The organism is Paracoccus sp. SCN 68-21, from assembly GCF_001724535.1.
GTDB classification, from domain to species: Bacteria; Pseudomonadota; Alphaproteobacteria; order Rhodobacterales; family Rhodobacteraceae; genus Paracoccus; species Paracoccus hibiscisoli.
The window spans coordinates 41,338-59,808 of the sequence record NZ_MEES01000066.1 but is presented as its reverse complement, the minus strand read 5'-3'; the positions used below and the strand labels follow the sequence as shown (position 1 = coordinate 59,808).

17 protein-coding genes are annotated in these 18,471 nt (G+C 69.9%); 16 read left to right on the top strand and 1 reads right to left on the bottom strand.

Features of this window, described 5'->3' with window-relative positions; genetic code table 11:
* Positions 1–3: 3 nt before the first annotated feature.
* The 13 genes from nirB (at position 4) to ABS73_RS14665 (ending at position 15,659) form a co-directional block, all read left to right on the top strand.
* The gene (nirB, locus tag ABS73_RS14725; protein WP_286693535.1) at positions 4–2,442 is read left to right on the top strand and encodes a nitrite reductase large subunit NirB; all 2,439 of its coding nucleotides are present in this window, start codon (positions 4–6) and stop codon (positions 2,440–2,442) included.
* The gene (gene nirD, locus ABS73_RS14720) at positions 2,439–2,765 is read left to right on the top strand and encodes a nitrite reductase small subunit NirD (RefSeq protein ID WP_277021906.1); all 327 of its coding nucleotides are present in this window, start codon (positions 2,439–2,441) and stop codon (positions 2,763–2,765) included. Before nirB ends, nirD begins: the two co-directional genes overlap by 4 nt.
* Positions 2,762–5,371, top strand: coding sequence for a nitrate reductase (locus ABS73_RS14715; RefSeq protein ID WP_277021904.1), 2,610 nt, complete (start codon positions 2,762–2,764; stop codon positions 5,369–5,371). The genes nirD and ABS73_RS14715 overlap by 4 nt, the downstream gene beginning before the upstream one ends.
* A 116-nt stretch (positions 5,372–5,487) precedes the next feature.
* Entirely contained in the window at positions 5,488–6,699 is a 1,212-nt protein-coding gene (locus ABS73_RS14710) for an acyl-CoA dehydrogenase family protein (protein ID WP_277021901.1), read from the top strand.
* A complete protein-coding gene (locus tag ABS73_RS14705) occupies positions 6,696–7,703 on the top strand; it encodes a phosphotransferase family protein (RefSeq protein ID WP_277021898.1) in 1,008 nt (335 codons plus the stop codon). The genes ABS73_RS14710 and ABS73_RS14705 overlap by 4 nt, the downstream gene beginning before the upstream one ends.
* A complete protein-coding gene (locus ABS73_RS14700; RefSeq protein WP_277021896.1) occupies positions 7,700–7,999 on the top strand; it encodes a hypothetical protein in 300 nt (99 codons plus the stop codon). The genes ABS73_RS14705 and ABS73_RS14700 overlap by 4 nt, the downstream gene beginning before the upstream one ends.
* A 112-nt stretch (positions 8,000–8,111) precedes the next feature.
* Entirely contained in the window at positions 8,112–8,681 is a 570-nt protein-coding gene (locus ABS73_RS14695) for a type 1 glutamine amidotransferase domain-containing protein (RefSeq protein ID WP_277021893.1), read from the top strand.
* Positions 8,682–8,804: 123 nt separating this feature from the next.
* Positions 8,805–9,731: a LysR family transcriptional regulator gene (locus ABS73_RS14690; protein ID WP_277021891.1), complete on the top strand. Its 927-nt coding sequence runs from the start codon at positions 8,805–8,807 to the stop codon at positions 9,729–9,731.
* Between the two features lie 108 nt (positions 9,732–9,839).
* Positions 9,840–10,832, top strand: a complete 993-nt coding sequence (locus ABS73_RS14685) for a tripartite tricarboxylate transporter substrate binding protein (protein WP_277021889.1) — start codon at positions 9,840–9,842, stop codon at positions 10,830–10,832.
* Between the two features lie 88 nt (positions 10,833–10,920).
* Positions 10,921–11,421 (top strand): tripartite tricarboxylate transporter TctB family protein, encoded by a 501-nt coding sequence (locus ABS73_RS14680; RefSeq protein WP_277021886.1) that lies wholly within the window; start codon positions 10,921–10,923, stop codon positions 11,419–11,421.
* A 7-nt stretch (positions 11,422–11,428) separates the two neighbouring features.
* Positions 11,429–12,928: a tripartite tricarboxylate transporter permease gene (locus ABS73_RS14675; protein ID WP_277021884.1), complete on the top strand. Its 1,500-nt coding sequence runs from the start codon at positions 11,429–11,431 to the stop codon at positions 12,926–12,928.
* A gap of 11 nt (positions 12,929–12,939) precedes the next feature.
* Complete coding sequence (locus ABS73_RS14670) at positions 12,940–13,785, top strand: shikimate dehydrogenase family protein (protein ID WP_277021882.1); 846 nt, start codon at positions 12,940–12,942, stop codon at positions 13,783–13,785.
* Complete coding sequence (locus ABS73_RS14665) at positions 13,782–15,659, top strand: bifunctional sugar phosphate isomerase/epimerase/4-hydroxyphenylpyruvate dioxygenase family protein (protein ID WP_277021879.1); 1,878 nt, start codon at positions 13,782–13,784, stop codon at positions 15,657–15,659. The genes ABS73_RS14670 and ABS73_RS14665 overlap by 4 nt, the downstream gene beginning before the upstream one ends.
* Here ABS73_RS14665 and ABS73_RS14660 read toward each other — a convergent pair.
* Positions 15,656–16,552, bottom strand: coding sequence for a LysR substrate-binding domain-containing protein (locus tag ABS73_RS14660; RefSeq protein ID WP_277021876.1), 897 nt, complete (start codon positions 16,550–16,552; stop codon positions 15,656–15,658). The genes ABS73_RS14665 and ABS73_RS14660 overlap by 4 nt on opposite strands.
* An 83-nt stretch (positions 16,553–16,635) precedes the next feature.
* Between ABS73_RS14660 and pcaD the strand changes: the two genes are divergently transcribed.
* Genes pcaD through ABS73_RS14645 form a run of 3 tightly spaced genes read left to right on the top strand, consistent with a single transcriptional unit; the run spans position 16,636 to position 18,471 of the window.
* Complete coding sequence (gene pcaD, locus ABS73_RS14655) at positions 16,636–17,421, top strand: 3-oxoadipate enol-lactonase (RefSeq protein ID WP_277021874.1); 786 nt, start codon at positions 16,636–16,638, stop codon at positions 17,419–17,421.
* Positions 17,414–17,809 carry a 4-carboxymuconolactone decarboxylase gene (gene pcaC, locus ABS73_RS14650; RefSeq protein WP_277021872.1) on the top strand — a complete coding sequence of 132 codons (396 nt, stop codon included), beginning with the start codon at positions 17,414–17,416 and terminating at the stop codon, positions 17,807–17,809. Before pcaD ends, pcaC begins: the two co-directional genes overlap by 8 nt.
* Positions 17,806–18,471, top strand: a complete 666-nt coding sequence (locus ABS73_RS14645) for a dioxygenase family protein (protein WP_277021870.1) — start codon at positions 17,806–17,808, stop codon at positions 18,469–18,471. The genes pcaC and ABS73_RS14645 overlap by 4 nt, the downstream gene beginning before the upstream one ends.

The window sequence follows — 18,471 nt, the reverse complement described above, 5'->3', positions numbered from 1 at the left end:
ATCATGGCACAGAAATTGGTCGTCATTGGCGCGGGCATGGCCTCGGGCCGGATGCTGGAGCATCTGTTCGACATGGCCCCCGGCCAGTGGGACGTCACCCTGTTCAACGCCGAACCGCGCGGCAATTACAACCGGCTGATGCTGTCGCCGGTCCTGTCGGGCGACAAGACCTATGATCAGATCGTCACCCACGACCCGGATTGGTATGATACCCACGGCGTCACCTGCCGCTTTGGAGAGGCCGTGACCGCCATCGACCGCGAGGCGCAGATCGTGCATGGCGCGCGCGGCCCGGTCGAATACGACGCGCTGGTCATCGCCACCGGCTCGGCGCCCTTCATCATCCCGCTGCCGGGTCACACGTTGCCCGGCGTGGTCGCCTATCGCGACCTCGAGGATACGAACGCGATGATCGCGGCCAGCCGCCCCGGCGCCAAGGCGGTCGTGATCGGTGGCGGTCTGCTGGGGCTGGAGGCCGCCGCCGGCATGGCCGCGCGCGGCGCGGAGGTGACGGTCATCCACCTGATGGGCCACCTGATGGAGCGTCAGCTGGACCCGGCCGCGGGCTATCTGCTGCAGCGCGACCTGGAGGCGCGCGGCATCCGCGTCCATTGCAAGGGCGCGACCAAGGCGATTCTGGGCGATGCCCGCGTCGAGGCCGTCCTGCTGGAGGATGGCACCGTCTATCCGGCCGATCTGGTGTGCATGGCCGTGGGCATTCGCCCCGAGACGCGGCTGGCCAACGATGCGGGGCTGGAGGTCACGCGCGGCATCACCGTCACCGACCAGATGCGGACCAGCGATCCGGCGATCTTTGCGCTTGGCGAATGCGTGGAACATGACGGCCAGCTGTTCGGCCTGGTCGCGCCGCTTTACGATCAGGCGCGGGTGCTGGCCGCGACGCTGGCAGGCGATCAGGCCGCGTTCCGGCCCGTCCAGACCGCGACCAAGCTGAAGGTCACCGGCTGCGACCTGTTCAGCGCGGGCGATTTCGCGGAGGCTCCGGGGCGCGAGGATATCGTGTTCCGCGACCCTGGCCGCGGCATCTACAAACGCCTGATCCTGGAGGGCTGTCGCCTGATCGGCGCCGTCATGTATGGCGACACGGCGGACGGGGCGTGGTTCTTCGACAAGATCCGCAGCGGTGCGGACATCACGGCGGATCGTGACACGCTGATCTTTGGTCCCGCCTTTGCAGGAGGCGCCTCAGCGGACCCTTTGGCAGCCGTTGCAGCCTTGCCGCCTGAGGCGGAGATCTGTGGCTGCAACGGCGTGTGCAAGGGAACCATCACCGCTGCCATCCAGGGCGGCGCGACCACACTGGACGCGGTGCGCGGGCTGACCAAGGCCAGCGCGTCCTGCGGGACCTGCACCGGGCTGGTCGAGCAGGTCATGGCGCTGACCCTGGGCGACGGGTTCGCGGCCAACGCCAACCCGCCGATGTGCAAATGCACCGATCACACGCACGAGGACGTGCGCCGCCTGATCAAGTCGATGGGCCTGAAATCCATCCCCGCCGTGATGCAGGATCTGGGGTGGCGGTCGGTCGGCGGCTGCGCGTCCTGCCGCCCTGCGCTGAACTATTACCTGATCGCGGATTGGCCCACGGAATACCGCGACGACCGGCAAAGCCGTTTCGTGAACGAACGCAACCACGCCAATATCCAGAAGGACGGCACTTATTCGGTCGTCCCACGCATGTGGGGCGGCGTGACGACCGCCGCCGAACTGCGCGCCATCGCGGATGCTGCTGACCGATACGCGGTGCCGATGATCAAGGTCACCGGTGGCCAGCGCATCGACCTGCTGGGCGTGCGCAAGGAGGATCTGCCCGCGATCTGGGCTGATTTCAACGATGCCGGGATGGTGTCGGGCCATGCCTATGCCAAGGGCCTGCGCACGGTCAAGACCTGCGTGGGCGAGCAGTTCTGCCGCTTTGGAACCCAGGATTCGACGGGTCTGGGCATCCGGCTGGAGAAGCTGTTGTGGGGGTCCTGGACGCCCGCCAAGGTCAAGCTGGGCGTGTCCGGCTGTCCCCGCAACTGTGCCGAGGCCACCTGCAAGGATATCGGCATCGTCTGCGTGGACAGCGGGTTCCAGATCAGCGTGGCGGGCGCCGCCGGCACCGCCGGCATGGACGTGCGCGAGACGGTGCCGCTGCTGACGGTCGCGACCGCAGATGAGGTCTGCGACGTCACCGCGGCCTTCGTGCAGCTGTATCGCGAGAACGCCCGCTATCTGCACCGCATCTACAAATGGGTGGACAAGGTGGGGCTGGACTGGTGCCGCGATCAGGTGGCGGACCCTGCGACGCGCGCCGCGCTTGTGGCGCGGTTCGCGGAAAGCCAGGCGATTTATCAGACCGACCCCTGGGCCGATCACGCCGCCCGTCCCGCCGAATGGGCCCCCGTGGCCGACCTGACCCTGAGGGCAGCCGAATGAGCATGATCGACATCGCCGCACTGGACGACATCCCGCCGCAGGGCGCCCGCGTGGTGCGCACGCCCCACGGCTGCGTCGCGGTGTTCCGCACCGCCGACGACCGGGTCTTTGCGCTGGACGACCGCTGCCCGCACAAGGGCGGTCCGCTGTCCGAAGGGATCGTGCACGGCACCCAGGTCACCTGCCCGCTGCACAACTGGGTGTTCGACATGGCGACCGGACAGGCGCAGGGCACCGACAGTGGCGCGGTTGCCACCCATCCCGTCCGGGTCGAGGGCGGGCGCATCTGGCTGGATGTTCGCGCGCTGAGGCGGGCCGCATGACGGTCCGCACCACATGCCCCTATTGCGGGGTGGGCTGCGGGGTGCTGGCCACGCCGGACGGGCAGGGCGGGCTGAGGGTCACGGGCGACCCCGACCACCCGGCCAACCGGGGCCGACTGTGCACCAAGGGCGCGGCACTGGGGGAAACCGTGGCCACGCAGGGCCGCCTGCTGACTCCGCGCGCAGGCGGCGCAGATGCGTCCTGGGACGCGGCGCTGGATCTGGTGGCCGACCGGTTCCGCACGGCCATTCGCGATCACGGGCCGGATTCGGTGGCCATGTATGTCTCGGGGCAATTGCTGACCGAGGATTACTATGCCGCCAACAAGCTGATGAAGGGGTTCATCGGCAGTGCGAATATCGACACGAATTCCCGCCTGTGCATGGCGTCATCGGTGGCGGGCCACCGCCGGACCTTTGGCAGCGACACCGTGCCCGGCCTCTATGACGATCTGGAGCTGGCCGATCTGGTCGTGCTGACCGGGTCGAACCTGGCCTGGTGCCACCCGGTCCTGCATCAGCGCCTGCTGGCCGCCAAGGCCGCGCGACCCGACATGCGCATCGTCGTCATCGACCCGCGCCGCACCGCGACCTGCGACGGGGCCGACCTGCATCTGGCCATCGCGCCGGGGGCGGATGCGCATCTGTTCAACCTGCTTTTGTGCCACCTGTTCGACACGGGCCGCATGGATGCGGGCTTTCTGCCCCATGTCGCGGGGCTGGACGCCGCGCTGACGGCGGCGCGCGGGGCCCGCCCGCAGGCGACCGGCCTGCCGCCCGCCGATCTGGCCGCGTTCCTGGAGATGTGGGCCGCGACCGACCGGGTCGTCACCGTCTATTCCCAGGGCATCAACCAGTCCGACAGCGGCACCGACAAGGTCAACGCGATCCTGAACTGTCACCTCGCAACGGGGCGCATCGGGCGTCCCGGCAGTGGCCCCTTCAGCGTCACCGGCCAGCCCAATGCCATGGGCGGGCGCGAGGTCGGCGGGCTGTCCACCACGCTGGCCTGCCATCTGGAGCTGGAGAACCCCGCCCATCGCGACGCCGTCCGGGCCTTCTGGAACGCGCCGCGCATGGCCGACCGCCCCGGCCTCAAGGCCGTCGATCTGTTCCGCGCGGTCGAGGACGGGCGCATCAAGGCGCTGTGGATCATCCACACCAACCCCGCCGTCACCATGCCCGATGCCGACCGCGTGGCCCGCGCCATCGCCGCCTGCGATTTCGTGGCCGTCAGCGAGGCCTGGCCCGACACCGACACGGCGCGGCTGGCCGATGTGCTGCTGCCATCGACGGCCTGGGGGGAAAAGGACGGCACGGTCACCAATTCCGAACGCCGCATCAGCCGCCAGCGCGCGGCGCTGCCCGCGCCGGGGCAGGCGCGCGCCGATTGGTGGCAGATCGCGCAGGTCGCGACCCGCATGGGCTTTGCGGGCTTTGACTGGGCGGGCCCCGCGCAGATATTCGCCGAACATGCGGCGCTGTCGGGCGTGGCGGGGGCCTTGGGCGGCGATTTCGACATCTCGGATCTGGCGGGCGCGGATTACACCACGATGCAGCCGGTGCTGTGGCCCCAGGGTCCGGCGCAGCGCGGGGGGCGGTTCTTTGGCACGGGGCGGTTCCACACGCCGGACGGGCGGGCGCGGATGGTCCCGGTCGCGGCGGCCCTGCCTGCGCCGGGGGCGATGCTGCTGAACACCGGACGCACCCGCGATCAGTGGCACACGATGACCCGCACCGGCCTATCGCCCCGCCTGTCCCGCCATCTGGCCGAACCCTATCTGGAGATCCACCCCCGCGACGCCGCACGCCTGTCGCTGGCCACCGCCGATCTGGCGCAGGTCCGGGGGCAGGGGGCGCAGGCCGTGCTGCGCGTGCTGGTCAGCGACCGCGTGCGCCCCGGCCACCCCTTTGCCCCGATCCACTGGAGCGACCAGACTGCCTCGGGCGGGCGCATCGACGCGCTGGTCGCGCCGGTCACGGACCCGGTTTCGGGGCAGCCTGCCAGCAAATCGGCGCCGGTGTCGGTCGCCCGGCTGGAGGCACGCTGGCACGGCTTTCTGATCAGCGACGCCCCGGTCGCGCCCGATTGCGCCTATTGGGCGCGCGCCCGCCTGCCCGGCGGCTGGCAGGTCGAGATGGCGGGCACCACCGCACCCCCCGACTGGCAGGACTGGGCCATGCGCCTGCTGGGCCTGGGCGCGCCCGCGCAGACGATGATCGACAGGGCGCAGGGCCTGGCCCGGATGGCCTTTGTCCGCGACGGGCGGCTGGCGGCGGCGCTGTTCGTCGCGCCCGGCCCCGTGCGGCTGTCGCGCAGCCATGTCGGCAGCCTGCTGGGCGCCGACCCGCGCGGCTGTCTGGGGGGCTGGCCCGCAGCGGGGATGCCCGATGCGGGCCCCGAGGTCTGCGCCTGCCTGGGCGTGGGGCGCAACACGATCCTGCGCGCGGTGGCGGGCGGGTGCCGCACGGTGGGCGAAATCGGCGCGGCGGTGGGGGCGGGCACGTCCTGCGGCTCCTGCCGGCCCGCGCTGTCGGCCCTGCTAGCCGCGGCAGAGACGCCGCCTGCGCCTGTCCTGGCAATCGCGCAACCGGCGCTTGGCTAGCTGGTCAGGGCGGTCCGCCTCTTGGCGGGACCAGGCGATTGCCGCGCTGTCGTATCGACAAGGCGCGGGCGCTGGTGGATGGTGGCCCTTGCGGGAGACGCAAGGAGAGGACTGCCATGATCGATTTCGCCCTGGACCCCCGGCTGGAGGAGATACGCCGCCGCACCCGCGATTTCGTCGAGGCCGAAATCCTGCCCGTCGAGGCCGACCGCGCCAACTGGGACGCGCATGACAACATCGCCGACGGCCCGCTGCAGGTGCTGCGGGCCCGCGCGCGCGCGGCGGGGCTGTGGTGCCCGCAGGTGCCACAGGCGCTTGGCGGGATGGGCCTGCCGGTCACCGGTCGCGCGGTGATGTATGAGGAGGCGAACCGCTCGATCTTCGGGCCCGCCGTCTTCAACTGCGCGGCGCCCGATGACGGGAACATGGACATCCTGGCCCGCGTGGGCACGCCGGACCAGCAGGCGCGCTGGCTGGCGCCGCTGGTGGCGGGCGAGGTTCGGTCGTCCTTCGTGATGACCGAACCCGCGCCCGGCGGCGGGTCCGACCCCGGCATGATCGGCACGACCGCCGTGCGCCACGGCGATGTCTGGCGCGTCACGGGCCGCAAATGGTTCATCACCGGGGCCGAGGGCGCGGCGCATTTCATCCTGATCGCGCGCACCGACCCGAACCCTGACGAACGCCGCCGCCATCTGACGGCCTTTCTGTTCCACCGCGACCAGCCCGGCTGGAAGATCCTGCGCCGGATTGCGATCATGGGCCCCGAGGAGCATGGCGGCCATTGCGAGCTGGAATTCGACGGGCTGGAGATCCCCGATGAGAACCGCCTGATGGGCGTGGGCGACGGGCTGAAGGTCACCCAGATCCGCCTTGGCACCGCGCGTCTGACGCATTGCATGCGCTGGCTGGCCCTGGCCAAGCGCTGCATGGCCGAGGCGCAGGCCTATGTCGACGCGCGCGAGGGGTTCGGCATCCGCCTGGCCGACCGCGAATCCGTGCGGCTGATGCTGGGCGGCGTGGCGCTGAACATCCAGATCGGGCGGCTGCTGACGATGAACGCGGCCTGGGCGCTGGACCAGGGCAGCCATGCCCGCAAGGAGGTGTCGATGGCCAAGCTGCATGTGGCCGACACGCTGCATCAGGCCGCGGACGTGGCGATCCAGCTGAACGGCGCGCGCGGGTATTCCCGCGACACGGTGCTGGAATGGATCTATCGCTATGCCCGCCAGGCGCGGCTGGTCGATGGCGCCTCCGAGGTGCACCGGATGGTGCTGGCCGACGCCTATGCGCGCGAGGGGGACGATTTCTGGGGATGGCGCGCATGAGCCTCCGGGACAACCCCGCGCTGGACGCCTGGCTGGCGGGCGTGCTGGACCTGCCGGGCGCGCGGGTGACCGCCGCCGACAAGCTGTCGGGCGGCGCGATCCAGGAGAACTGGGCGGTGACGGTCGCGGCGGGCGCGACCACGCGCCGCGTGGTGATCCGCCGTGACGCGCCCGCGACCATCGCCGCCAGCCGCTCGCGCGCCGAGGAATACGCCCTGATCGCCGCCGCCCATCGCGCGGGCGTCCGGGTGCCGCAGCCCCTGGGGTTCTGCGATGACCCTTCGGTCATCGGCGCGCCCTTTGCGGCGATGGCCTGGGTGGGCGGCACCGGCTACGGCCCCAAGGTCGTGCGCGACACGTCCCTGGGCGGCGACCGCGCGGCGTTGGGCCGTGAGTTGGGCCGCCAGATGGCGCTGATCCATGCGATCGACCCGGACCCGGCGCTGGCGGCGATCCTGGGGCCGCGCCCGGCGGACCCGGCGCTGGCGGCGGTGGCGGGGTTGCGCGGCTGGCTGGATGCGCGGCCGGCCCCGCGTCCGGGCCTGGAATGGGCGCTGCGATGGGCCGAACGCCATGCGCCGGTGCCCGACCGGGTGACCCTGACGCATCAGGATTTCCGCACCGGCAACGTGCTGGTCGATGCCCAGGGCCTGACCGCCGTGCTGGATTGGGAATTCGCCGCCTGGTCGGACCCGGCCTGCGATCTGGGGTGGTTCTGCGCGCGTTGCTGGCGGTTCTCGCGCCCCGATCTGGAGGGGGGAGGCATCGCCGCGCGCGCCGATGTGCTGGCGGGCTATGCCGATGCCGGGGGCGTTGCCCCGGACCCCGCCCGCGTGCGCTGGTGGGAGGTGATGGCCCATGCCCGATGGGCCGTGATCGCGCTGCAGCAGGGCGACCGCCATGCCAGCGGGGCCGAGCGGTCGCTGCATCTGGCGCTGACCGGGCGCATTGCCGACACGCTGGAATATCAGTTGCTGCGGATGACCGCACCGGAGGCCGCATGACCGACGCGCTGGACCTGATCGCCGCCGCCGAACAGGCGCTGCGCGAGGATGTCGCGCCGGGCGGGCCTGACGCGCGCTATCACGCGCTGCTGGCGGCCAATGCGCTGGCCATGGCGCGGCGCGAGCTGGCGCGACCGCCGCAGGACGCGACCGCCGATATCGCCGCCATCCGGGCGGGGGCGCATGACGGTGATGCGGGCCTGCACGCGGCGCTGCTGGCCGCGGCGCGCGGCCGGGCCTGGGTCGCGGACCCCGGCAGTCTGGACCCCGCCGACCAAGGCGTGCCGCAGGGGTGATCGGCTGCCCCGGAACCGGCCCCCCGGGGGTCCGCGTTGCATCCGCCAAGGCCGGGGGTTCGCCCCGCGCCATGACAAGGGCCGAAAGGCCCGATGCTGAAAGGAACGTCCCATGACCCTGGACGGAAAGACGATTGCCCTGCTGATTTCGCCCCGCGGGACCGAGGAGCCGGAGTTTACCCAACCTCTGACCGCCCTGCGCGAGGCCGGGGCGACGGTCCGTGTCATCAGCACCCAGACCGGCACCGCGCGCAGCGTGAACGGTGACCTGGACCCTGGGTCCGAGCATCAGATCGACAGTGCGATCAGATCGGTCAAGGCCGACCAGTTCGACGGGCTGATCATTCCCGGCGGGACGGTGGGCGCCGATACTCTGCGTGCGGATGAGGGCGTCGTTGCCTTCGTGCGCGACTTCTTTGCCGCTGGAAAGCCGGTGGGTGCCATCTGCCACGCCCCTTGGGTGCTGATCGAGGCGGGCGTGCTGAAGGGCCGGACCATCACCTCCTATCCCAGCCTGAAAACCGACATCACCAATGCCGGCGCCTCCTGGGTCGACAAGGAGGTGATGACCGACAGCGGCCTGGTCACCAGCCGCAACCCCCACGACCTGCCGGCCTTTTGCGCCAAGCTGATCGAGGAATTCGCCGAAGGCCGCCACAAGGCGCAGGCCCGCAGCGTCTGATTGATCAATGCAGGCCCTTCCCCCGCGCGTCGTGGGGAGGGGCCATTCCGGCAGGGGGCGCAAATCGCCACCGCCCCGTGTCTTCGCCGTTGCACGTTCCCACGGCGCGCCTATCATCCCCGCATGAGAGAGCTGACCCTGCGCCAGATCGAGGTGGTCCGTGCCGTGATGATCACCGGCACGATCCAGGGTGCGGCCAATCTGCTGAACGTGTCGGCCCCCGGCATCAGCCGCCTGATCCGGCATACCGAGGACGGGCTGGGCATCCGCCTGTTCGAACGGCGCGCCGGCGTGTTCGTCCCCGCCCCCGAGGCCCATTCCATCTTTGCCATGCTGGAGCAGGTACATCGCCAGATGGACAACCTGAACGCGGCGGTGGGGTCGCTGCAGAAGGGCCAGGCGTTTACGCTGTCCTTTGCCTCGGCGCCGTCCATCGCGCAGTTCATGGCGGCGCGGGTGATCGGCGGCCTGCGCCAGCGCTTTCCCGACCTGGATATCGACCTGAACATCCTCAAGATCGAGGAGACGCTGGACTATCTGCTGCTGGAGCAGGGAGAGGTGGTGATCATGTCCTCCTCCCTTGACAACCCCGCGGTCGAGAACATCCCGATCTGCGAGGGGCGGATCGTGGCGATCATGCCCGAGGGCCATGATCTGGCACGGAAATCCGCCGTGTCGATCCGCGACCTGATCCAGTATCCCTTCATCGGCGTGGACCCCGACGACCCCTATGGCCGGACCCTGGCGCGGCCCTTCACCGATGCCGGGCTGAGCCCGCGCCACGCCATGCGGGGCCGCTTTGCCCAGACCATCGTCAGCCTGGTCCGCCACGGGCTGGGGGTCGCGGTGATCGACGAATTCTCAGTGGCCGAGGTCTATATGCCCGGCCTGGTGCGCCGACCCCTGGTCGAACCCGCCACCATCACCGCCTGGTCGGTCCAGAAGCGCGGGCGGCAGCTGTCCAGCTTTGCCGAACAGACCGTCAGCCTGTTCCGGCGCGAACTGGCCCGCGCCCGGGCACGCGAGACCTGGGACCGGCCGCCCGTATAACATCATGTTACGTTGACTGCGAAAACAGTATTTGCCGTTAACGGTGGATTGGGCGAAAGTCTGGCCACAAGCCCCGGGAGGACGGGGCGAACCCAAGGGAGGAACCGAATGCGCAATCTGGTTTGCGGCGCGATCGTCGCGCTTGGCCTGGCGGCCGCGCCCGCACTGGCCGAATACCCCGAACGTGATATCCAGGGCATCATCCAATGGGGCGCCGGCGGTTCGACCGACACGGTCAGCCGGTCGGTCACCCCCCATGCCGAGGCGGTGCTGGGCGCCAAGGTCATCCTGCAGAACGTCACCGGCGGCGTGGGCGCCATCGGCCTGAACCAGGCCGCGCGTGCGGCAGCCGACGGCTATACCCTGCTGTTCGGGGCCGAGAACCCGCTGCTGTACAAGGTGATGGGCCTGGGCGACAAGGATTACGCCGATTTCGTGCCCATCAACATCATCGCCCGCGGCGTGCCGGTGATCGTGGCGCGCGCCGATGCGCCCTTTGACACCTTCCCGGAGATGGTCTCCTATATCGGCGAGAATCCCGGCGAGATCCGCTTTGGCTCGACCGGGCCGGGTGGCCTGCCCTCGGTCGTGACGGCGATGATCAACACCAAGACCCCCATCGACGTGACGGCGGTGCCCTATGACGGCGACGGCCCGGCGCTGACCGCGCTGCAGGGGGGCGCCATCGACGTGCTGCCCGCCGTGCTGGGCGCCGCGCTGGAGCCGGTCCGCGCGGGCAACCTCAAGGCCATCGCGGCCTTTGACGTCGAGGGGGTCGAACAGCTGCCCGACACCCCGGCCATCACCGACACCAACCCGGAATTTGCCGACCTGCTGCCCTGGGGGCCGTTCTTCGGCATCTTCGTCCGTCAGGGCACGCCCGACGACGTCGTGGCCACGCTGACCGACGCCTATGGCCAAGCCGTGCAGAACGCCGATTTCCTGTCGATGATGGACGGCCGCGGTTTCCGCATGCTGTCGCTGACCGGAACTGAGGCGCAGGAGTTCCTGGACACCTGGCAGCGCCAGACCGCCTGGACCCTGTGGGACAGCGAGATCGCCAAGAACTCCCCCGAGGATTTCGGCATCGCGCGTCCCTGACGCCGGCCGCCGCCCCCCGCAGGACCGGGGGCGGCGCCACACCTGCGCGCGCCTGCGGGCCGCGCGCGACCGCAAGGAAGGACCCCCCATGGACCTCAAGCCCAAGCGCCAGCCGGGAGAGCTGGTCTTTACCCTGGCGCTGCTGTCGGCCAGCCTGTTCCTGCTCTATTCGGCCTATGGCATCTCGGGGTTCGAGGCGCTGTCCGCGCCGGGGGCGGTGCCGATGGCCACCACGGCGGTGATGGTCATCACCGGTCTGGTCATCCTGCGCGACACCCTGCGCAAGGAGCGCGGCACCACCCAGACCCTGCGCCGCAACGTGCTGCCCGCGGTCGTGGTGGTGCCCATCGCAATGATCGCGGGCTATGCGCTGCTGCTGCGGCCCCTGGGGTTTCTGCCGACATCGGCGCTGTTCCTGGTGGTGATGGTGCGGTTCCTGTCGCGGCGATCCTGGGCGTTCTGCCTGGCGGTGTCGGTGGGCACGGTGATCGTCATCTGGGCCATCTTCCGCCTGATCTTCTCGGTGCTGATGCCGCAGGGGATCGTTCCCGAAGGGCGCATCGTCGCCTTCATCACCTCGCTGTTCTGAGGGCGCCATGGACATCCTGCCGAACCTGCTGATGCCGCTGATGAACCTGGAGCTGCTGTTCCTGATCGGGGCGGGCACCTTTGCCGGTATCTATGTGGGCGCCATTCCGGGGCTGTCGGTCACCATGGCGGTGTCGATCCTGATCTCGTTCACCTTTTCATGGGAGGTCTATCCGGCGCTGGCGCTGATGATCGGCATCTATATGGGCGGGGTCTATGGCGGGTCGCGCACGGCGATCCTGCTGAACATCCCCGGCGCGCCATCGGCCATCGCCACCGCGCTGGACGGCTTTCCCCTGGCCCAGCAGGGCCGCGCCGGAGAGGCGATCGGCATCGTCACGGTGGTGTCCTTCATCGGCGGCTTCATCGGCATCTTCGCGCTTGGCGCCTTTGCGCCGGTGCTGTCCGATTTCGCCCTCGGGTTCCAGCCGCGTGACTTCATGCTGCTGGCGATCATGGGCATCCTGCTGGTCGGATCGCTGTCGGGCGACAGCCTGGTCAAGGGCGTCTTTGCCGGGGCCTTCGGCATCGGCATCGGCGCGGTGGGCATGGACCCGCTGACCATCCAGGACCGCTTTGTCTTTGGCATCGACGAATTGCGCGGCGGAATCTCGTTCGTGGCGGTGATGATCGGCCTGTTCGGCGTGTCCGAGGCGCTGACCCAGATGCACAACATCAACACCCCCGCCGTGCGCCAGCGCGTTACCGGCATCATTCCCAGCTGGTCCAAGGTGCGCAAGCATCTGCCGCTTGGCCTGCAGACATCGACCATCGGCACGGTGGTGGGCGCGCTGCCCGGGACCGGCGGCGATATCGCGGCGCTGATGGCCTATGACCACGCCAAACGCGTGACCCGCAACCCGGAAACCCCCTTTGGCCAGGGCGCGATCGAGGGGCTGGTCGCGCCCGAGACCGCCAACAACGCCGCCGTCGGCGGGGCCTTCATCCCCATGATGACGCTTGGGATTCCGGGCGATGCGGTGACCGCCATCATGATCGGCGCACTGTTCATCCACGGGCTGAACCCCGGTCCGATGCTGATGATCGAACAGCCCAACATGTTCTGGTTCATCGTCGGGTCGCTGGCGCTGGCCAACTGCTTCATGCTGATCTTCGGGCTGACCGGCATCCGCCTGTTCGTCAAGATCGTCGAGCTGCCGCGCACGGTCCTGCTGCCCGTGATCATGGTCCTGTCCATCGTCGGCGCCTATGCCATCAACAACAGCCTGACGGATGTCTACTGGATGCTGGGGTTCGGGGTGCTGGGCTATTTCATGCGGCTTTACGGCTATCCGCTGGCGCCGGTGATCCTGGGGGTGATCCTGTCGCGGCTGCTGGATGACAACTGGCGCCGCGCCATCATCAGCGAACGCGAGGATTTCGGCGCCATGATGATGGGCGTGCTGACCAGCCCGCTGTCGCTGTGCCTGTTCCTGGCGGTGGTGGGCATCCTTGTCACGAACACCCCCTGGTGGACGCGCTGGCGCGCGCGCAAGGCCGGGCAATGAGGGACCAGACCATGACCGACACGATCCTGCTGGGCCTGATCGGCGACAATATCGCGGCCTCGCAATCCCCGCGCCTGCATCGGCTGGCGGGGGCGCAGAACGGGCGCCGCGTGCGCTATGACAGCCTGATCCCGCGGCTTGAGGGGTTGGACTTCGACGCGCTTTTCGCGCGCTGCGCCGCGGGCGGATACCGGGGCATCAACGTCACCTATCCCTACAAGGAGGTCGTGGCGGGCCGGCTGCGCATCGACGATCCGCTGGTCGCGGCCATCGGGGCCTGCAACACGGTTCTGTTCCGGGACGGTCCGCCGCGCGGGTTCAACACCGATTATTCGGGCTTCGTCGCCGCCTATCGCCGGGTGCGGGGCGATGCCGCGCCGGGGCCGGTCCTGATGATCGGGGCGGGCGGCGTGGGACGCGCGGTGGCCTTTGGGCTGATCGCGCTTGGCGCCACCCAGATCCGTCTGGCCGACCGCGACCCGGCCCGCGCCGATGCGCTGGCCATGGCGCTGCGCGCCGCGCGCCCCGGATTGTCGGTCGTCACCGGCACGGACGCGGCGGCGCTGGCGGTCGGGGTGGCGGGCATGATCAACTGCACCCCCGTCGGCATGGTCGGCCATGACGGCACGCCGCTGGACGGTGCGCTGATGGCTGGGGCGGACTGGGCCTTTGACGCGGTCTATACGCCGGTTGACACGCAGTTCCTGCGCGACGCGCAGGTGGCGGGGCTGGACATCATCTCGGGGTATGAGCTGTTCATCGGGCAGGGCGTGGATGCCTGGGCAATCTTTACCGGCCTGCCCCTGGATCAGGACCGTCTGCGCGCCGATCTGGCGGCGGGGCGGGACGCGTCATGAAGACCTCGATCGCCACCGTATCGCTGTCGGGCAGCCTGACGACCAAGCTGGCGGCCATCGCCGCCGCCGGTTTCGACGGCATCGAGATCTTCGAGCAGGATTTCCTGGCCTCGGATTTCGCCCCCGAGGAGGTGGGCCGCATGGTCCGCGACCATGGGTTGGAGATCACGCTGTTCCAGCCCTTCCGCGATTTCGAGGGCCTGCCCGAACCGCATCGCAGCCGCGCCTTCGCCCGCGCCGAGCGCAAGTTCGAGCTGATGAACCAGCTGGGCACCGACCTGATGCTGGTCTGTTCGACCGTGCATCCGGCGGTCATCGGCGGCATCGACCGCATGGCGCAGGATTTCCGCGACCTGGGCGATCTGGCCGCGCGCCACGGCGTCCGCGTGGGGTTCGAGGCGCTGTGCTGGGGCCGCCTGGTCAACGACCATCGCGATGCCTGGGAGGTCGTGCGCCGCGCCGATCACCCCCGCGTAGGCCTGATCCTGGACAGCTTTCACACCCTGGCGCGCCGGATCGACCCGGCCTCGATCCGGGCCATTCCGGGCGACCGAATCTTTTTCGTGCAGCTGGCGGATGCGCCCGCCATCGACATGGACCTGCTGTACTGGTCGCGCCATTTCCGCAACATGCCCGGAGAGGGCGATCTGGACGTCGCGGGCTTCATGCGCGCGGTCAGCGCGACGGGCTATGACGGCCCGCTGAGCCTGGAGATCTTCAACGACCAGTTCCGCGCGGGCCTGCCGCGCCTGGTGGCGCAGGACGGCCATCGCAGCCTGATCGCGCTGATGGACGGCATCCGGCGCGCGGGCCCCCTGGCGGTGCCGGATCTGCCCGATTTCCCGCCCCCCCAGCCCGTCGACCGGGTCGAGTTCATCGAATTCGCCACCAGCACCGCCGAGGCCCCGGCGCTGGAGGCGCTGCTGGCCAGCGCGGGCTTTGTCCAGTCGGGCCAGCACGTGTCGAAACCGGTGACCCTGTGGCGTCAGGGGGGCACGAACTTGCTGGTCAACACCGATCCCTCGGGCTTCGCCCATACCACATACCTGACCCACGGCACCACGGTGGCCGAGGTGGGGCTGCTGGTGGCGGACGCGCGCGCGGCCTTTGCGCGGGCCCGCGCGCTTTTGGCGCAGCCCCACCGGCAGGAGGCCCCCACCGGCCAGCTGGCCATTCCCGCCATCCGCGGCGTCGGCGGCAGCGTGCTGCGGTTTCTGGACAGCGCCTCGGACCTGGCCGACATCTGGAGCGTCGATTTCAGTGCGGACCCGGCACCGGCGGGGGCGGGCATCACCGGCATCGACCATATCGGCCAGACCATGGCCTATGACGAGATGCTCAGCTGGACGCTGTTCTACACGTCGATCCTGGACGGGCAAAAGGCACCGATGATCGACGTGGTCGATCCCGACGGGCTGGTGCGCAGCCAGGCGATCGACCTGGGCGGCCTGCGCGTCACGCTGAACGGGGCCGAGGCGCGCCACACCCTGGCCGGGCGCTTCATCGAGGACAGCTTTGGGGCATCCGTCCAGCATGTGGCCTTTGCCTGCGCCGACATCTTTGCCACGGCGGCGGCGCTGGCGGCCCTGGGCTTTGCGCCGCTGCGGATCGGGGCGAACTATTATCAGGACGTGCAGGCGCGCTTTGGCCTGGACGGCGGGCTGGTCGCGCGGATGCAGGCGGCCAACGTGATGTATGACGAGGATGCGCAGGGCCAGTTCTTTCAGCTTTACAGCGAGCCCCGCGCCGACGGGTTCTTCTTCGAGATCGTGCAGCGCCAGGGCGGCTATGCCGGATACGGCGCGCCCAACGCCCCCTTCCGCATCGCCGCGCAAAAGCGTGCCGCCCGCCCCTCCGGCATGCCGCGGCGCTAGGGGTGGGCCTGGTCCAGCGTCAGCCGGGCCAGCAGATCCAGCATCCGGTCGGGTGCCGCGCCCTGGCGGCGGGTCAGCCCCACCGCTCCGGCCAGCGCCGCGCTGCCCGTGGGCCAGAGGGTCATGCGCCCCTGGTCAACCTCATCCGCGACGACACCCTGGGAAATGAACCACAGCGCGTCCGACCCCGCCACAATGCCGCGCCCGACCGCCAGGGCCGCTGTCTCGAAGGCGGGCTGGCGGGGCGACAGGTTGCGCGCCAGCAGATAGGCCTCGACCCCCGGGCGGATCAGTGCGTCGCGCGGCGGCAGGATCAGCGGACAGGCCGCCAGCGCGGCCTCCGTGGCGCCGCCCTGCATCGGGTGGCCCGCCCGCGATACCAGCGCCACGGGGTCCTCGTACAGGTGGTCGAACCGCAGCCCGGCCATATCCGCAGCGACGGGCATCCGCCCGATCATCAGGTCGATCCGCCCCTCGCGCAGCAGGCGGACAAGATGGGAATGGGGGCCGGTCTCGACCGCCAGGGTCATGTGGGGCGCGGCCTCGTGGAACCGCAGCGCGACGCGCGGGAAGAGGCGCGTGGCCGCAGTCGGCAGGACGCCCACGCCGATGCGGCCCGCCGCCCGGTCGGGATGCAGCGCCGCGACCCCGGCCTCCAGCATCTGCAGCGCGGTCGCGGCATGGGCGCGCAGCAGGGCCCCGGCCTCGGTCAGGATCAGGCGGCGGCGTTCGCGGCGAAACAGCTGGGCGTCCAACAGGGTCTCCAGCTCGGCCAGGGTGCGGCTCAGGGCGGGCTGGGTGATGCCCTGCGCGCGGGCCGCCGCCGACAGGTTCCCGCGCGCGGCGATATCCAGGAATACCCGGATGTGGCGCAGCTTGATCCCCGGATGCATGATCATATCGGCATCAACGCTGTCCCGTTTTGCATTATCGCGGCTGTTTTCGGCATGTTACGTTATGGATAGGAGGACATTCAATGCAGGCTTTGACCCGCCCCTATGGCGTGCTGCATTACCGTCTGAACGGGCCTGCGGACGCGCCGGTTGTGGTGATGGCCAATTCGCTTGGGACCGATCTGCGGCTGTGGGATGCAGTCGTGCCGTTGCTGCCCGCGGGGCTGCGGTATCTGCGCTATGACAAGCAGGGCCACGGGCTGTCCGACCTGGGCCGGGGCGAGCGGTTGCAGGATCACGTCGATGACGTGGTGGCCCTGATCGAACAGGTGGTGCGCGGCCCGGTGGTGATGGTGGGCCTGTCCATCGGCGGGCTGATCGCGCAGCGCCTGGCCAGCACGCGACCCGATCTGGTGCGCGCGCTGGTCCTGTCGAACACCGCCGCCAGGCTGGGCACGCCCGCCGGTTGGCAGGATCGCATCGCGGCGGTCCAGGCGGGCGGCACGGATGCCATCGCGGATGCGGTGATGGAGCGGTGGTTCGCCGCCCCCTTCCGCGCCACGCCCGAACGGGCGCTGTGGCGCGCCATGCTGGCCCGGACCGGCACGCCCGGATATGTCGCCGCCTGCCGCGCGCTGGCCGGGGCCGACCAGACGCAGGCCACCGCCGCGCTGCGCCTGTCCGCGCTGGTCGTGGCGGGGGGTGCGGACGGTGCCTCGCCCCCCGATCTGGTGCAGGCGACGGCGCGGCTAATCCCGGGTGCGGCATTTCACCTGATCCCCGACGCCGGGCATCTGCCCTGCGTCGAGACCCCCGCCGCCCATGCGGCGATCCTGGCTCCCTTCATTGAGAGGCACGCCCATGACTGAGCTGTCCGACACCGGCCTGGCGACCCGCAGGCGGGTTCTGGGCACCGCCCATGTCGCCCGCGCCGAGGCGCAGACCACCCCCTTTGACGCGCCGTTCCAGGCGCTGATCACCGACGCGGCCTGGGGCCGTGTCTGGTCGCGCGACACGATCACCCTACGCGAGCGGTCGATGATGACCATCGCCCTGCTGGCGGGTCTGGGCAATGACGGCGAACTGGCCCTGCATCTGCGCGCCATCCCCAATACGGGCACCAGCCGCGACGACGTGATCGAGGCGCTGCTGCATGTCGCCATCTATGCGGGCGTGCCCCGCGCCAATCACGCCATCCGCCTGGCCAAGGAGATATTTTCGGAGGCCGACGCCCCCACCGCAGGAGGCCCCGCATGACCCCCGCCCCCTATTACCAGCGCGACCGCCGCTGGCATCCCCCGGCGCTGACGCCCGATTACAAGACCTCGGTCGCGCGCAGCCCGCGCCTGCCTATGCTGTCGCTGGAGGGCACCCTGTCCGAGATCACCGGCCCGACCTTTGGCCATTCCGACATCGACCCGATCGACGCCGACCTGATCCGCAACCACGCCCGCACCGGCGATCCGGTGGGAGAGCGCATCATCGTCCATGGCCGCGTCCTGGACGAGAACGCCCGCCCCGTGCCCGGCACCCTGGTCGAGATCTGGCAGGCCAATGTCGGCGGCCGCTATCGCCATAAAAAGGACAGCTATCTGGCGCCGATTGACCCGAATTTCAGCGGCTGCGGGCGGGTATTGACCGACGATCAGGGGCGCTATGCCTTCCGCACGATCAAGCCGGGGGCCTATCCCGGGCGCAACTGGGTCAACAACTGGCGGCCCGCGCATATCCACCTGTCGGTCTTTGGCCGGGCCTTTTCGCAGGGCCTGATCACCCAGATGTATTTCGAGGGCGACCCGCTGATCGCGCCGCTGGACCTGAACGCCACGCTGCCGCTGGACCGCCTGGCCTATCGCTTCGACATCGTCCTGCGGGGGCGCCGGTCAACCTTTTTCGAGAACCGGCCCGAGGGGAACTGA

Excerpts from the sequence above, each read along its gene's own strand:
- nirB (WP_286693535.1), top strand. The coding sequence starts at position 4 with ATGGCACAGAAATTGGTCGTCATTGGCGCGGGCATGGCCTCGGGCCGG.
- ABS73_RS14695 (WP_277021893.1), top strand. The coding sequence starts at position 8,112 with ATGACCCTGGACGGAAAGACGATTGCCCTGCTGATTTCGCCCCGCGGG.
- ABS73_RS14680 (WP_277021886.1), top strand. The coding sequence starts at position 10,921 with ATGGACCTCAAGCCCAAGCGCCAGCCGGGAGAGCTGGTCTTTACCCTG.
- ABS73_RS14675 (WP_277021884.1), top strand. The coding sequence starts at position 11,429 with ATGGACATCCTGCCGAACCTGCTGATGCCGCTGATGAACCTGGAGCTG.
- ABS73_RS14660 (WP_277021876.1), bottom strand. The coding sequence starts at position 16,552 with ATGCATCCGGGGATCAAGCTGCGCCACATCCGGGTATTCCTGGATATC.
- ABS73_RS14685 (WP_277021889.1), top strand. The coding sequence starts at position 9,840 with ATGCGCAATCTGGTTTGCGGCGCGATCGTCGCGCTTGGCCTGGCGGCC.
- ABS73_RS14645 (WP_277021870.1), top strand. The coding sequence starts at position 17,806 with ATGACCCCCGCCCCCTATTACCAGCGCGACCGCCGCTGGCATCCCCCG.
- ABS73_RS14665 (WP_277021879.1), top strand. The coding sequence starts at position 13,782 with ATGAAGACCTCGATCGCCACCGTATCGCTGTCGGGCAGCCTGACGACC.
- pcaC (WP_277021872.1), top strand. The coding sequence starts at position 17,414 with ATGACTGAGCTGTCCGACACCGGCCTGGCGACCCGCAGGCGGGTTCTG.
- nirD (WP_277021906.1), top strand. The coding sequence starts at position 2,439 with ATGAGCATGATCGACATCGCCGCACTGGACGACATCCCGCCGCAGGGC.
- ABS73_RS14710 (WP_277021901.1), top strand. The coding sequence starts at position 5,488 with ATGATCGATTTCGCCCTGGACCCCCGGCTGGAGGAGATACGCCGCCGC.
- pcaD (WP_277021874.1), top strand. The coding sequence starts at position 16,636 with ATGCAGGCTTTGACCCGCCCCTATGGCGTGCTGCATTACCGTCTGAAC.
- ABS73_RS14715 (WP_277021904.1), top strand. The coding sequence starts at position 2,762 with ATGACGGTCCGCACCACATGCCCCTATTGCGGGGTGGGCTGCGGGGTG.
- ABS73_RS14700 (WP_277021896.1), top strand. The coding sequence starts at position 7,700 with ATGACCGACGCGCTGGACCTGATCGCCGCCGCCGAACAGGCGCTGCGC.
- ABS73_RS14690 (WP_277021891.1), top strand. The coding sequence starts at position 8,805 with ATGAGAGAGCTGACCCTGCGCCAGATCGAGGTGGTCCGTGCCGTGATG.
- ABS73_RS14670 (WP_277021882.1), top strand. The coding sequence starts at position 12,940 with ATGACCGACACGATCCTGCTGGGCCTGATCGGCGACAATATCGCGGCC.
- ABS73_RS14705 (WP_277021898.1), top strand. The coding sequence starts at position 6,696 with ATGAGCCTCCGGGACAACCCCGCGCTGGACGCCTGGCTGGCGGGCGTG.